The sequence below is a fragment of the Brevibacterium daeguense genome (genome assembly GCF_021729135.1).
GTDB lineage: Bacteria > Actinomycetota > Actinomycetes > Actinomycetales > Brevibacteriaceae > Brevibacterium > Brevibacterium daeguense.
Map to the genome: position 1 here is coordinate 46799 of NZ_JAJTWW010000007.1, position 13790 is coordinate 60588.

Consider the following 13790-nt stretch of genomic DNA (forward strand, 5'->3'; position numbering starts at 1 on the left):
CTCATCCGGTGGTCGCCCTGCGATGCTCGGACCGCGATCACCCGCGGCATCCACGCCCGGTCACCGGTTGCAACGCGGCACGCCCTCAGCTGTCGAGCGTGAAATGGAGGGTTGCGCCTCCGTCGAGGAAGCGCTGCTCGTCGAAGACCTGGACCTTGATCCGCGAGGTCTCGTGGGACCGCGACATCAGGATGATCTCGTCGTGGTACACGCGGACATCGATGATCTGCCCCTGGAACAGCACGCGAAAGCTCACGGATCCGAGCTGCTTGGGCAGGTGCGGGCGGAACTCGATCCGGTCGAACCGAATCAGCACGCCGGCGAAGGCGCGCACGACCACGTCCAGCGTCCCGGCCATCGCGCCCAGGTGGACCCCCTCCCGGGTCGTGCCCCACTGCGTGTCGTTGATGTCCACGACCGCGGCCTCCTGCCACGCCTGCCAGGACTCCCGCCCGCGGCCGATCGTGGCGAGCACACCCGCGTTGACGACGTTGGACAGGCTGGAGCCGTTGGTCGAGCGGGCGACGTAGTAGTCGATCGTGCGCTCCACCTGATCGTGGGTGAACTCGTAGCCCATCCGGCGGAGCTCCTTGATCACTCCCTCCGGGCCGAGGATGAAGAACAGCATGTTCACGTCGGCCTGCTTGGACAGCTTGTAGCAGTTCGTGGAGTCGTCTTCGGACTCCATGATCAGATCCATGCGGCCGATGTTGCCGTACTTCCTCCGGTACGCCTCCCAGTCGAGCTCCTTGAGGTCGTCGTAGCCGGCGAACTGGCTGATGATCCCGTCGGAGTTGAAGGGAACCGCGAGCCGTGCGGCCAGGCGCCCCCAGTGGGTGATCTCCGCCGGCTGGATATCGAGCCGGAAGATCAGGTCCTCCGCCTCGTGCGAGGACAAGACACGGAAGATCTCCACCGCATGGCGGCACATCCAGGCGGTCATGACGTTCGTGTAGGCGTTGTCGCTGACTCCGGATCCGGGCGTGCCGGGATAGCCGTCATGGAACTCGTCCGGCCCCATCACATGGTGGATGTGGAACCGGTCCTCGGTGGCGTCGTAGGTCGCCATCGAGGCGAACAGCCGGACGATCTCGATGAAGAGCTCGCCGCCCTGCCCTGCCAGCCATCCCGTGTCGGCGGTGGCACGGTAGTGCTGCCAGGTGTTGTACGCGATCGCAAGGCCCACGTGGTACTGCAGGCGCGAATTGTCCGGCATCCACCGCTGGGATCGCGGGTTGTAGAGCTCGATCGGCGTCTCCTCGCGGCCGTCCGAACCCGACTGCCAGGGGAACAGCGCGCCCTTCAGTCCTGCTCGGCGGGCGTTGTGACGCGCGGCGTCCAGGCGCCGCCACCTGTACAGCAGCAGCGCCTTGGAGATCTCCGGCAGGCGCAGGTTCAGCAGCGGCAGGATGAACAGCTCGTCCCAGAAGATGTGACCCCGGTACGCCTCGCCGTGCAGCCCCCGTGCCGGCGTCCCGACGTCGAGCAGCGCCGTATGCGGCGACAGCGACTGGAGCAGGTGGAATGTGTGCAGATGGACGATGAGCTGGGTGTGGGCGTCGGAGTCGACCTCGATGTCGAACCGATCCCACAGCCGCTTGATCGCCGCGGTGTGCCCACGCAGCAGATTGTAGAAGCCCACGTCCGGCAGCCAGTCGAGCTGGTGGACCGCTCCCCCGCGCACCGAGGTGATCGCCGAGTCGCGGGAGTTCACGAAGGCTGTCGTGGTGTCGACGCTCACCGCGTAGCCGCTCTCCACCGGCACGGCGAACTCGCGGTAGATCGCCTGCGTCTCCTCCACCGTGGTCACGGAGTAGGCGTGGGACACCTCGGGAACCTGGGTGGTCACCGCATGCGTGGGCTCCTGGGTCAGCGTGGTGCTCTGGGCCATCGCCACCCGCAGGTGGCTCTGGGTGGTCTCCACCTCGCAGATCAGCGTGCCGTCGGCGGCGACCGTGTTGTACCGGTTGACGATGTGGCGTTTGGCCAGCTGATCGTAGTCCGGGACGTTGTCGTTGAGGACCGAGGTGTCGACCCCGGTGCGCACGAAGATCGTGCCCGAATAGTTCACCGGGGTGATCTCGGTGAGCATCGCGGCCACATGGTGCTTGTCCATCGACACCAGCCGCTGCTGCTTGATGCGCAGCCGCCGGTTCTCGGAGTCGACGAGCACAGCCGTCCGGGTCAGGACGGCGCTGGCGAAGGACAGCGTCCGATTCTCCTCGACGATCCGCAGCCCGCCCTCGGACCACCACTCACCGTCCGCCAGCCGGATGTCGCAGATCGCCCAGCGCGGGAGGTTCACCATCGACTCGTGCTCGAGGTCGCGCTCGTTGACGCGGCTGACCAGCCGATTGAAGATGCCCGCCATGTAGGTGCCCGGGTAGTGGATGCCGTCGGCAGTCGTCTCGGGTGCCGCCCCGCGCACGGAGATGTAGCCGTTGGCCAGGGTCGTCAGCGCTTCGCGGCGGCCTTCGTGCTCGGGCTCGATCCCCTCGAACGACAGCTCCCAGGGGTCGTCGCGAATATCGCCCAGGTCCAGCTCGGTGGCGTCGTTGACGACGACATCCGCACCGGCCGCCTCGAGCTCTGCCCGATTGCCGTCGCGGGCGACGCCGACCACCAGGCCGAACCCGCCGGCCTTGGCCGCCTGCACCCCGGAGACCGCGTCCTCGAGGACGGCAGCGTCCTCCGCATCGACGCCGAGGCGGTGCGACGCCTCGAGGAACGTCGCCGGGTCCGGCTTGCCGGGCAGGCCCAGGTCGCGGGCGACCTGCCCGTCGACGATGACGTCGAACAGCTCGGTGATGTGCGCGTTCTCCAGCAGCAGCGGTGCGTTGCGGCTGGCGGTGACGAGCGCAATCGGGATGCCGCCGCCGCGCAGACGGCGGATCAGCCGGAGGGTGCCCTCGAAGACGCGCACGCCTTCCGTGCGCAGGATGCTGTTGAAGTAGTCGTTCTTCCGCTTGGCCAGGGCCGCCACTGTCAGGGCGGCAGGATCGTCGCTCTCGTCGCCCTCCGGCAGCGTCACGCCCCGGGCATTCAGGAACACCCGGACGCCGTCCTCGCGCTGGCGTCCGTCGACGTGCTTGCGGTAGTCGGCTATCACGTCGAAGGGTGAGCGGTCGATGTCGCCCTCCAGTCGCTCATCCGCCAGGACGTCATCGAAGAGCTGCTGCCATGAGACCGCATGAAGGGATGCGGTGTCAGTGACCACTCCGTCCATGTCGAAGACGACCGCCGACCACGGGGGACTCGCTGCCAGGGGCGACTCCGCGTCTGCGGCGGCGACGGTCTCGGTGGTGCTCATGGTGTGCATACGCTCAGGTTCCGTTCGTCGGCGTCCGCGCTCTCGGACATGGGTGGCGATTCGTCGTCCTCACACCACCATATCGAGGTTTCACGCAGATGAATGGCGGGATCGGCGGCGGCTCTGCACCATCTCCACGACACCGGCCACCCCGGACAGCAGCAGGATGGTGCAGCTCGCTGCGACCGCGGCGAGGGCGGCCGCGATCGGCCCGGAGGCGGCGGCGGCGATCGCGAAGAGCACCGCTGTGATGATCGAGATTCCGACCGCCCTCCCCGCCGGAACCGCGGGGCAAGCACAGCCGCGGTGCTCACCCGTTCAGTCGTCACACCGCGTCTACAGTGGAGCCCATGAGTCAGGACACCCGTGGAGCCGGCCGGTTCGCGCCCAGTCCCAGTGGTGATCTGCACGTCGGCAACATCCGCACCGGGGTCCTCGCCTTCCTGTGCGCGCGGCAGTCCGGGCGGCTCTTCCGCTGGCGGATCGAGGACCTCGACCGAGTCCAGGAGGGGGCCGCGGATCGTCAGCTCGCCGATCTGGAGGGCTGTGGAGTCGTGATCGATCCCCCTGTGCTCGTGCAGTCCACACGGACCGAGGTCTACTCCCGTTATCTCGCCGACCTCGCCCGCGCCGGTCTGACGTACGAGTGCTACTGCTCGCGGAGGGAGATCCAGGCCGCCCCCTCGGCTCCGCACCACCCGCCGGGCGCCTATCCGGGAACGTGCCGCGATCTGCCGGAGTCGGTGCGGGCCGCCGCGCGGGAACGGCTCGCCACCCAGGGGCGCAGCCCGGCCATCCGGTTGCGCTCGGCGCTGTCGGCGGTCACGGTCACCGACGATGTGCTCGGCGAGATCAGCGGGATCGTCGACGACTTCGTCCTCCGCCGAGGCGACGGCGTGTTCGCGTACAACCTCGCCGTGGTCGTCGACGATGGCGAGTCGGGGATCGACCAGGTCGTCCGGGCCGATGATCTTGCCAGTTCGGCGCCTCGGCAGGCCTACCTCGCCCGGCTGCTGGGATTCGAGCCTCCCCGCTACGTCCACGTCCCCCTGGTCCTCTCCCCCTCCGGCTCCCGACTGGCCAAGCGGGACGGCGCGGTGACCCTGTCCGACCTGGCCCCGTTCGGCTTCGATCTCTGGGACTGGCTCGGTCGCTCCTGCGGGTTCGGGCCCTGGACCGGCATGGAGCAGGCGCTCGCGGAGTTCTCGCTGCCGCGGCTGCACCGCGGTCCGGTCGTCTTCACTCCTCCGGACGGGGTGGATTCCGCCTAGCGCAGACGGTTGTGCTCAGCGGTGCTGACGCTCGTGACGGTCAGGCCGCACGCGCGTGGCAGATCACTTCGGCGTAGATGTCCTCGAAGGTGTCGAGGGTCCGGTCCACGTCATGTGAGGCTGCGATCTCCTGAGACGCACGACCGAGCTCCGCCCGCCGCGCCTCGGGCATGGTGCACAGGACGTCGAACGCGTTCGCGAGAGCCGTGACGTTCCGCGGCTCGAAGAGGAACCCGTTGCCACCGTGCCGGCACAGGTGCGGCAGTGCCACCGCATCGGCGAGGACCACCGGAAGGCCCGAAGCCAGCGCCTCCAGGGTGGCGATGCTCTGCAGCTCCGCGGTTCCGGGCAGGCAGAAGAATGTCGCGCGCTGGTAGGCCCGGACGAGTTCGGCGTCGCTGACCTTGCCCAGCAGGGCGACGCGCTCGGCGACGCCCAGCTCCACCGCCAGCTCGCGCAGCGACTCCTCCTGATCGCCGGCACCGACGATCTCCGCGTGGAGATTCAGGCTGGGGTCGCTGGCCGCCAGCGCTCGCACGATGTCGTCGACATGCTTCTCCTTGGACAGCCTGCCCACGAACAGCACCGTCGGCCGGTCCGGGTTGCGGCTTTCGGCTGCCTGCTCCGAGGCGTCCGCTGTGCGGAAGCGCGACAGGTCGATGCCGCACGAAACCGCACGGATCGGCTCCGCGAATCCGTTCTCCGCCAGCAGATCCGAGGCCAGCTGGGTCGGGACCGTGATGCGATCGGCCAGCTGGAACGTGCGGCGCAGATCCCACCACGCAGCGGCGGTGCCCAGCCGGATCAGCCGATCGGGCAGGAACGGCACGTAGGGCCGGACGTTGTCGGGCATGAAATGGTTGGTCGCCACCACCGGGATCCCCCGCTTGCGGGACTCGGAGAAGGCATAGCGTCCGATCACGAAGTGTGCCTGAGTGTGGACGACATCGGGCACGATCTCATCGAGCAGGCGGCCCATCACGGGCTTCGTCTCCCACGGCGTGGAGATCGTCCAGGTCGGATGCGGGTACCAGCGGTGCGACCTGATGCGGTGGACGGTGACATCCTCTTCGGTGGCGGTGCTCGGCACTCCGGTGGGCGAAGGGCTGATGACGTGGACATCGTGACCGCGCGCCGCCAGGCCCACCGCCAGCCGTTCCGTGAATTTCGCGGCCCCGTTGACTTCGGGCGCGTAGGTCTCAGCGGGGATGCAGATGGTCATGGGCTGGTGGGCCATGTCCGAGGGGTGTCCTTCCGGCCGCGGGCAGGGAGCGTGCTGGTCGGGGCGCCTGTGCAAGCGAGTCACTCGCCGGCGTCCGGGGTGCGGATGAGCAGCGCTCGAGCGGATCGGCGCTCGCGCTCGCGCTCGATGACATCCGGGTGATATCGGGACAATACAACGACACCCGAACAGGCGACCAATCCGATCAGCACGAGGATGCTGATCAGCCAGATCGGCGCCCCGGCCGCCTCCCCGAGGACCACTGACCCCAGGAACACGGCGAAGATCGGGTCGACCACGGTGAGCCCGGCGATCACCATCTCGGGCGGACCAGCGGCATAGGCGGCCTGCATGAACCAGGAGCCGACGATCCCCGCAGCTGCCAGCGAGACGACGTTGAGCCACGTGATCGCGCCGAGCCCGGCATGGAGCAGCTGATGACTCACGAGGTGGGTCGAGGTCGCTACGCAGGCGAACAGCAGACCGGCGCCCAGGATCAGGAGCAGCTGCGGCGGGCGACGCCATGCGAGTCCCAGCACCAGGAAGGCTGCGGTGAGCGCGAAGCCGATCCAGGCGAGAGGGTGAGCATCAGCGCCGAGGTGCAGGCTGGTGCGAGCGACGGTCGCTGAGAGAGCGACGAAAGCGCCTACGCTGAGCCCGCACACGATGACTGCCGCGACGATCAGCCGGCTGAGCTTCAGCCCGCGGTACTTCACCGCGAGCAGGACCGAGATCACCAGTGAAATCGCTCCGATGGGCTGCACGACCATCACCGGCGCCAGCGCCAGAGCGATCACGTTGGCGACGGTGCCGGCGCAGAGGAAGCCCAGACCGAGGATCCAGCTTCGGTTCCGGAACAGGGCGAGGAAATGCACGAAGGAGAACCCGGACCGATGTCGCTCATCGGCCACGACACCCGAGTGCTGGAACATCGCGCCGAATGCCAGTGCCACCGCGGATGCGGCGGCAAGAAGGATGGCAATCGCTGTGGTCACGCGGCAAGTCTAGCCGCGGCCCCTGCCTCGGAAGCCGGTCTCGCAGGTTCGCTACGGCTGACCGGAGAATGTCGGAGGAAAACCGCAGCCGTTGACGTGAGGGAAACCTCAGCTTCCCGTTGCGTCCGCGATTTGAAGCCCGCTCCATCACTTGCTAGAGTGAATTCTCGCGTGCTTCACCAAGCACCGGTCCTCCGTAGCTCAGTTGGCAGAGCATTCGACTGTTAATCGAAGGGTCGCTGGTTCGAGCCCAGCCGGAGGAGCAGCGCAGCAGAAGCCCCGTCCATCACGGACGGGGCTTCTGCGCTTCCCCGAAGATGTCCTTGCCGAGGAAACGTCTGCACCGCCTTCTCGTGACAATACCGTTATATCGTGGTAATACTTTTGCAATAAAAGCTCGAGAAGGCCGCGGCAGTCGTGTCCGACTGCTTCTCACGCGTCCCGAGCCCTACCTCCGGGAAGTCCACTCATGAGCATTGCGACTCTGGCGATTCGCTGCGCGGCCGGAATCGCCGCGCTGACCCTGTCCGCACAGCTTGGCGCGACGGCGGCCAGCGCCTCCCCGGAGCTCGGATCGCACGCGACCGACGGCAACTCATCGGCGAATGCGACGCCGCCCGATACCGAATCAGCTCCGTCCGATTCGCGAGACGGCAGCGGGACAGAAGGAGGGTCCTCGCGGCCTTCTTCGGAAGTCGGGGATGAACCTTCGAGCACGCCCGACTCGCCCGATCGGTCGTCGACGGAGCCGACGGAGGACGGTCCGGATGCCGAGGACGAGGAACGGACCTTCGACGCGCATTCGACGACTGCTGATGCCTATGCGGTCACAGGCGCGATCGGGAAGAAGTGGAAAGGCCTCGGGGGCGAGAGCGGACGGCTCGGCGAGCCGACCGCCAACGAGAGGTGCGGGCTGAGCAACGGTGGCTGCTACCAGTCCTTCCGGCACGGCCAGATCCATTGGTCCTACAAGACGGGAGCACACCCGACCCATGGCGGTATCCGCGGCGCGTGGGGCGGACAGGGTTTCGAACGTGGGAAGCTCGGCTACCCGACATCGGGAGAGCGGTGCGGCCTCAAGGGCGGGGGCTGCTACCAGCGCTTTGAGGGCGGTGAGATCCACTGGTCGAAGACGACGGGAGCGCGGTGGACCACCGGCGCGATCAAGAATGCGTGGGCGCGCACTGGTCACGAGTCGGGCAAGCTCGGATATCCCACCACCGATGAGCGATGCGGGCTGAGCGGCGGCGGCTGCTACCAGAGGTTCCAGCACGGACAAGTTCACTGGTCCCCCAAGTCGGGGGCGCATCCCACCTGGGGCGGCATGCAGCAGGAATGGTCCCGGAATGGATGGGAGCGCGGATCGTGGGGCTACCCCACCGGGCCTGAGCAGAAGATCACGGACGGGCGCTGGCAGCAACGGTTCCAAGGTGGACTGAAGACCTACCCGGGTATCGATCCCGCCTGGGACAAGCTCGCGAAATGCGAATCCGGGGGCAACTGGTCGATCAATACCGGCAATGGCCACTACGGCGGTCTGCAGTTCACCGCTCAGACGTGGAAGGCCTTCGGCGGACACAAGTACGCGTCGAACGCCCACCTCGCGACGCGGGAGGAGCAGATCGCGATCGGCGAGAAGACGCAGAAGGCCCAGGGCTGGGGCGCCTGGCCGTCGTGCTCGAAGAAGGTGGGCCTGAGATAGCGGAATCGGCCGTCGGCTGCTCGTCGGATGTGGCTCCGGCGGAGGAGTCTCCTCTGTCCACAACCGGCGAAAGACAGAGGACTGTCGGGATCACCTGGACTAGTGTGTGAGATACCCCATGTTCCACTCCCCTAGGACATCCCGTGGCATCACACCCTGGTCAGAAAGTCCTCGTTCGAATGGCGATGGCCGTCGGTTCCGCGCTGGCTGCCTCTGCACTCCTGATGGGCTGTGCTTCTCAGCCCGAACCTCACGAGCTCAATTCCCCCTCGGCCGATGAAGCGGTCGACGACCCGTCGCCGGAATTGCCCAAGTACACCACGGACCTGCAACTGAGCGAAGAAGAGAAGAAGGCTGTCGATGAAGCTCTCGCGGTTCTCGAGCGGTACATCGAAGTCACCAACGAGGTATTCGGCAACGGCGGCGAAGGCGCCGAGCAGTTCGAGGACGTCGCGAAGGACGCGACACTGATCAGCACCCAATCCGATGCCGCAGATTTAAGAAGCAAGGATGCCGCAATGGTTGGTGAGTTCGGAGTGAACGAGATCAAGATTCACGAACTGGAGTTGGCTCGTTCCGAAGTGCCGGTTCCTTACGTTTCGGTGCACGCGTGTGTTCCAACTCACGAGTACCGCTTTACCGATCACGACGATGATTCGGATTCCGAAGACAGCGATGACGTCGTCACCTTTGAGTTCATCATCGCCAACTATGACGACGGGTGGTTTGTATCAGAGCAATACCTTTGGGCTGAAGAATGCGACGTCTAATCACGACTCTGTTGTTGGTCTTAGTCCTGATGACGACCGGGAGCAATATCCCTGCCCTTGCGTCTTCACCTGAGTGCTCCTTAAGGGGGCAAAAGAGCTCTGGATGCGGCGTCAAGAAAACCCGTCCTGGCAACCCCGGGAAGAGCAACTCGGGGAACTCAGATCCTGGCCGCGACAGCTCATCGGGCGGAAGTGGGCGTTCCCGGGGCTCTGGCGGCGGCGGAGGCAGCTCCGGCGGCGGCGGAAGCGGCTCCGGCGGAAGCGGACAGACCTGCGTGCCCGTGAACGTCCCGTCCGAAGCCACCGTCTCCGATGTCTGCGGTTGGCTGAACCGACCCGGCTCCCCCGGTGGCGGCGGAGGTGCACCGGCGGCTGCTCCGACGCCAGTCGTCACCGAGGAGGACTTCCAGAACTTCGAGATTCCTCCCTCGACTCTCCACTCGTGGCCGGACAGCTGGGCAGTGACCCAGCGCAAGACGGCATTCTGGGCCGATTCCTTGGTGCGGTACATCGATCTGGAACTGCTCGGCACACCGGTTCGCGTCCGAGCCACCCCAGTCGCCTACAGCTGGGACTTCGGTGACGGCGCGGTCAAGCGCACGACTTCTCCCGGCACCCGGCCCCGGTCAGTGCAGGACGCGCAGATCCACCACACGTACTCGACTGCGGGAGACGTGACGGTGACTCTGACGACCTTCTACAGCGGAATGTTCTCGGTCAACGGCGGCGATTGGCTGATCATCCCGGGTCAAGCAGCCGTCAGCAGTCCCCCACTCGACCTCACCGTGTACCGCTATCACAAGTTCCTCGTCGAAGACGACTGCCTGGACAACCCCGACAGCCCTGATTGCACTGAGCCTGCCGGATGAGTCGTCGATCGCTCGCCTGCCCGGTCGGCGCGACCGAACTCACCGCCGCCGGAGTCAATCCGCGGGACTGACCTCAGCAACGAGGTCGGCATACTGTGGAAATCGGCGCAGATACCGCTGCACATAGGAACAGGTGGGCACGATTCGCTGTCCGCGCTCACGCAGCTGATCCAGCACCTTCGTCACCAAAGTGCGCGCGTATCCCTGCCGACCGAACGCCTCGGCGATGATCGTATGGCGGAGCTCGTACACCCCCGGCTCGGGCAGCTGATAGCCGAGGAACCCGACGAAGGTCCGCTCCGGCCCGCTGAGCCACAGCTCAAAGCGCTCGCGCGTCAGGTTGTTCACCACTTCGACCGGCGTAGTCACCAGGACCGGCTCTTTCACGGCGCCTCCTCGGGGGTGGACTGCGATGTCACAGCCAGTCTATCGCCGAGGCGGCCGCCCAGGTTGCGACTCCGGCCCAGGTTCCGAGGCGGCCGCCCGGGTTCCAGCCCCGGCCCAGGTTGCGACTCCGGCCCGGGTTCCGAGGCGGCCGCCCGGGCTCCGACTCGTGCCCGGCTTCCCCCTCCAGACGACTCCGCCGCCTCCACCCAACTCAGGAGCCAGACATTAAGGCGCCGATCATCCGTTCGGTTCTCGGGTAATATCAATAGGGACTTGCCGACGACGCCGAGCAGAAGGAGCTCTCATGGCCAACTTCATTGTTCCCACCTTCGAGCAGGTGGTCGCACTTCCCACCCAGGTCGAAGCAACGGTCCAGCCCGAGTGGATCGACACCAATGGGCACATGAACATCAACCACTACTTCGATCTGGGCGGCGACACCTCCTGGGCAGGATGCAGAGAGCTCGGTCTCGACGAGCTCTATCAGACCGATCCGCCCACCGGCTTCTTCACGACCGAGCACCACTTGACCTACCTGAGTGAGATGCACCTGGGCGAACGGCTGACCGGCCATCTGCGCTTCGTCGACATCGGCCCGAAGTCCATCCATCTCACTTCGATCCTTGTCGACCGGAGCAAGGAGAAGGTTGCGTACATCAACGAACTCGTGATGGTCCACGTCGACATGACCACTCGTCGCGCGGCTCCGATTCAAGACTTCTTCGCCTCCGCATTCACGGCGAAAGTGGAGGAGGACCGAAAGCTCGACTGGCCGGCGCCCGTGAGCGGGGCGATGGGCGTCCGGCGGGCTGTCGGCAGCGCACCAGCCGGCACACGAGCAGGCAGCACAGGAGCCGCCGGCCGCTGAGTGACGGCAGCTACTGGACGATGACCTTCGCCGGGCCGCCCTTGGCGGCGGTCTTCGACAGCAGTCCTTTCGACCGTGGAGTACGACGCGCGCCAGGTTTCGAGATCTTCGCTCCCGCTCCTTCGCGACTCAGAGGTCGTCGAGAGTGAGGACCGGATACGCGTGGTAAGCCGGCTCCTCGTAAGGGTGCGCCTCGAGCATGGCGGTGACCACCGCCCGTGCCAGGTCGCGCCGACACACCACTTCGATGCGGTCCTCCGCTACCGCCTCGGGAGTGCCGACGGCGCCGATCGCCGGCTGAGCACCGGCTTCCGGCGTGAACCGTCCGGTCCCGGTCACGCTCCAGCTGCACCCCGAGTAGTCACCGATGCGTCCTGCCCCTGCGCTCGCAAGAGCGTCCAGCACCGCGGAAGTCGATTCGGTGGGTGAGAACACCACGATGACGACGAAGTCCATGGCACAAGCCTATGCTGGGGCGCAGGTCGCTCCAATGGCTCTGGCTCCTCGACGGCAGTGTCAGCGCGCCGCCGCGAGGTCACGCCGGACCTGCTCGGCGAGGTCGTGGAGCTGCGACTCAGCAGTCTGTGACTCATCCGCACCTTCGATCACCAGCGCGAACACCAGTCCCGCGGTCTCGCCGAGCACCCATCCGCTCCCGGGTGCAGTGAACACCCCCTCCGCCAGGTCCTGCAGTGCGGCCGCCTCCTCGGGCGCGATGCCACCGTCGACAGCCGCGGGTTCACGCTCCCGACCACCGGCTTCGGTGACGAGTTGCGGAACCCGGACTTCCCCGGCGTGCACGGACGCTGCGGCGACCGCCGTGGTGAGGGGGCTGCTGTGCGCGATCTCGTCGGACGCGCTGCCGGCCACCGCCGGAAGCCCGATGTCGACGGCTGCCATCCCGAGATCCCGCACCGCCTGATCGAGGGCGCCTCCTCCCGAGGCGCCCCGCACCTCGGCGAGCGTGCCGGCAAGACCCGTGCCGGGGCCGCCGGTGTAGTCGCCGAGCAGCGCTCGGTCGAACCCGTCGGACCCGGCTCCCCCGCTGCCGACAGCGAACACGTGACCGGTGTCCGAGTCCACGACGACCATGCCGGCTGGGCCGGGACTGTCCGCGACGATCCTGTCGACCGCCTGCTGGACGTCGATGTCGATTGTCGTGCGCACAGGCCGACCAGTGCGGGGGTCGACGGTGAGCACCGGCTCGTCGGAGTCGGTGAGCACCGGCTCGTCGGAGTCCTCGTCGCCGCCCGCCTGCGGCTCAACCCGGAGTTCGTAGCCGTCGATGCCCGCGAGCTCCTGCTCGCAGTGCTCCTGCAGTCCGCCCCGTCCGACGAGCTCGCCGGGGTGGACGCGCGCGGGATCAGCGTGGATCTCCTCGGCAGTGGCCTCCCCGACGCTGCCGAGCAGGACCGGTGCGAAACCCTGCTCGAAGGGAATGGACCGCTCCGACTTGCGGAAGACGGTGCCGGGCAGGAGGCGAATCTGGGCGGCGGCGTCGAGGTAGTCGGATTCCCGCAGCGTGATGACGGGGACGAAGTCGTGCTCAGCGGCACGTTCGACGCGAGCTCGGAGCGCCTCGACGTCGACGTCGAGGTGTCGGGCCAGCTCCACGAGCAGCGCGTCGAGGTCTTCGACGCGGGAGGGCTCGATCCCGACTTCGACGACCACGTCGGTGCTCGTCAGGGCTTCTCCGCTGCCGCTGAGGATCTGGCCGCGCTCCGCCGGCGTCACCGAGACGGCGAATCGTGCACCGGGGGTCAGCCGCGGGTGAACGGCAGAGGGCTCGAAGACCGCCCTCCACGACAGTCGGTGCTTGGTGACCTCCATCTTGGTGGTGTAGGTCCAGTCGGGAGCTCCTGCGGGATTGTCGGGGCTCGTGAGCCACCCCCAGGAGAGCGTGGCGACCGCGCTGCCCGGACCGGTCTCCTCCACCTCGAGGACATCGACGACGCGGGGCGTGCCCAGGCCGGTCGCGCGGAGCGGCAGCCTGAGCTGGCGATAGTCGAGGGCGGCCTTCGCCGGATCGGTCCAGGGACCATGGGCGACCGCTCCGTCCTGCAGGGATTCCGCCGCCCTCCGAGCTGCCGACTCCGGCGTCGAGCCGAGCTCCGGATCGAGGTGGATGAACAGGGCGATCACGAGCGCGAGCACGGCGAGCACGATTCCGGCCAGCATCGCCTGAGGCCGCCCCATCCGCATCCGCCGTCTCCCGCCCGGCGACCGGTTCGCGGCGCCGCCGTCCCCCGCTCAGCCATCGAGTCTCCTGCGCGCCCAGCTTAGCAATCGGGTCGCGGACCGCCCGGGATCGCTGGCATGCACCGACGGGGGATCGGCAGAGGACGCGCACTGAACCGCTCTCAGCAGTCGTGCAGCGGTTCGGCGTCTTGCATAGC

The 13790-nt window shown here is 67.1% G+C and carries 12 protein-coding genes and 1 tRNA gene; 6 read left to right on the plus strand and 7 right to left on the minus strand.

Annotation, left to right across the window (positions count from 1 at the left end):
- Window positions 1-85: 85 nt before the first annotated feature.
- Together LXN01_RS07235 and LXN01_RS07240 are read right to left on the minus strand one after the other, a co-directional pair.
- Window positions 86-3310 carry a beta-phosphoglucomutase family hydrolase gene (locus LXN01_RS07235; RefSeq protein WP_236863951.1) on the minus strand — a complete coding sequence of 1075 codons (3225 nt, stop codon included), beginning with the start codon at window positions 3308-3310 and terminating at the stop codon, window positions 86-88.
- A 90-nt stretch (window positions 3311-3400) separates the two neighbouring features.
- A complete protein-coding gene (locus LXN01_RS07240; RefSeq protein WP_236863952.1) occupies window positions 3401-3553 on the minus strand; it encodes a hypothetical protein in 153 nt (50 codons plus the stop codon).
- A gap of 107 nt (window positions 3554-3660) precedes the next feature.
- Here LXN01_RS07240 and gluQRS point away from each other — a divergent pair, with 107 nt between their 5' ends.
- Window positions 3661-4581 (plus strand): tRNA glutamyl-Q(34) synthetase GluQRS, encoded by a 921-nt coding sequence (gene gluQRS / locus LXN01_RS07245; protein WP_236863953.1) that lies wholly within the window; start codon window positions 3661-3663, stop codon window positions 4579-4581.
- Window positions 4582-4621: 40 nt separating this feature from the next.
- On the opposite strand, the gene LXN01_RS07250 is transcribed toward gluQRS, so the two are convergent.
- Both LXN01_RS07250 and LXN01_RS07255 read right to left on the minus strand, forming a co-directional pair.
- Window positions 4622-5818 carry a glycosyltransferase gene (locus tag LXN01_RS07250; RefSeq protein WP_236863954.1) on the minus strand — a complete coding sequence of 399 codons (1197 nt, stop codon included), beginning with the start codon at window positions 5816-5818 and terminating at the stop codon, window positions 4622-4624.
- Window positions 5819-5883: 65 nt separating this feature from the next.
- Complete coding sequence (locus LXN01_RS07255) at window positions 5884-6798, minus strand: DMT family transporter (RefSeq protein ID WP_236863955.1); 915 nt, start codon at window positions 6796-6798, stop codon at window positions 5884-5886.
- Between the two features lie 190 nt (window positions 6799-6988).
- Between LXN01_RS07255 and LXN01_RS07260 the strand changes: the two genes are divergently transcribed.
- The 4 genes from LXN01_RS07260 to LXN01_RS07280 all read left to right on the plus strand — a co-directional run bounded on the left by LXN01_RS07260 (window position 6989) and on the right by LXN01_RS07280 (window position 10139).
- Window positions 6989-7061 (plus strand) — tRNA-Asn (locus tag LXN01_RS07260).
- A gap of 206 nt (window positions 7062-7267) precedes the next feature.
- Window positions 7268-8500 carry a transglycosylase family protein gene (locus LXN01_RS07265; RefSeq protein WP_272902290.1) on the plus strand — a complete coding sequence of 411 codons (1233 nt, stop codon included), beginning with the start codon at window positions 7268-7270 and terminating at the stop codon, window positions 8498-8500.
- A 143-nt stretch (window positions 8501-8643) separates the two neighbouring features.
- On the plus strand, window positions 8644-9270 hold the full coding sequence (locus LXN01_RS07275) for a hypothetical protein (RefSeq protein ID WP_236863956.1): 627 nt from the start codon (window positions 8644-8646) through the stop codon (window positions 9268-9270).
- A 281-nt stretch (window positions 9271-9551) separates the two neighbouring features.
- Complete coding sequence (locus tag LXN01_RS07280) at window positions 9552-10139, plus strand: PKD domain-containing protein (RefSeq protein WP_236863957.1); 588 nt, start codon at window positions 9552-9554, stop codon at window positions 10137-10139.
- A gap of 54 nt (window positions 10140-10193) precedes the next feature.
- Here LXN01_RS07280 and LXN01_RS07285 read toward each other — a convergent pair whose 3' ends face one another.
- Complete coding sequence (locus tag LXN01_RS07285) at window positions 10194-10526, minus strand: GNAT family N-acetyltransferase (protein WP_236863958.1); 333 nt, start codon at window positions 10524-10526, stop codon at window positions 10194-10196.
- 304 nt (window positions 10527-10830) lie between these two features.
- Here LXN01_RS07285 and LXN01_RS07290 point away from each other — a divergent pair, with 304 nt between their 5' ends.
- Window positions 10831-11394, plus strand: coding sequence for an acyl-CoA thioesterase (locus LXN01_RS07290; RefSeq protein ID WP_236863959.1), 564 nt, complete (start codon window positions 10831-10833; stop codon window positions 11392-11394).
- 129 nt (window positions 11395-11523) lie between these two features.
- Here LXN01_RS07290 and LXN01_RS07295 read toward each other — a convergent pair whose 3' ends face one another.
- Window positions 11524-11850: a YqfO family protein gene (locus LXN01_RS07295; protein WP_236863960.1), complete on the minus strand. Its 327-nt coding sequence runs from the start codon at window positions 11848-11850 to the stop codon at window positions 11524-11526.
- 60 nt (window positions 11851-11910) lie between these two features.
- On the minus strand, window positions 11911-13596 hold the full coding sequence (locus LXN01_RS07300) for a penicillin-binding protein (protein ID WP_236863961.1): 1686 nt from the start codon (window positions 13594-13596) through the stop codon (window positions 11911-11913).
- Between the last annotated feature and the right edge of the window lie 194 nt (window positions 13597-13790).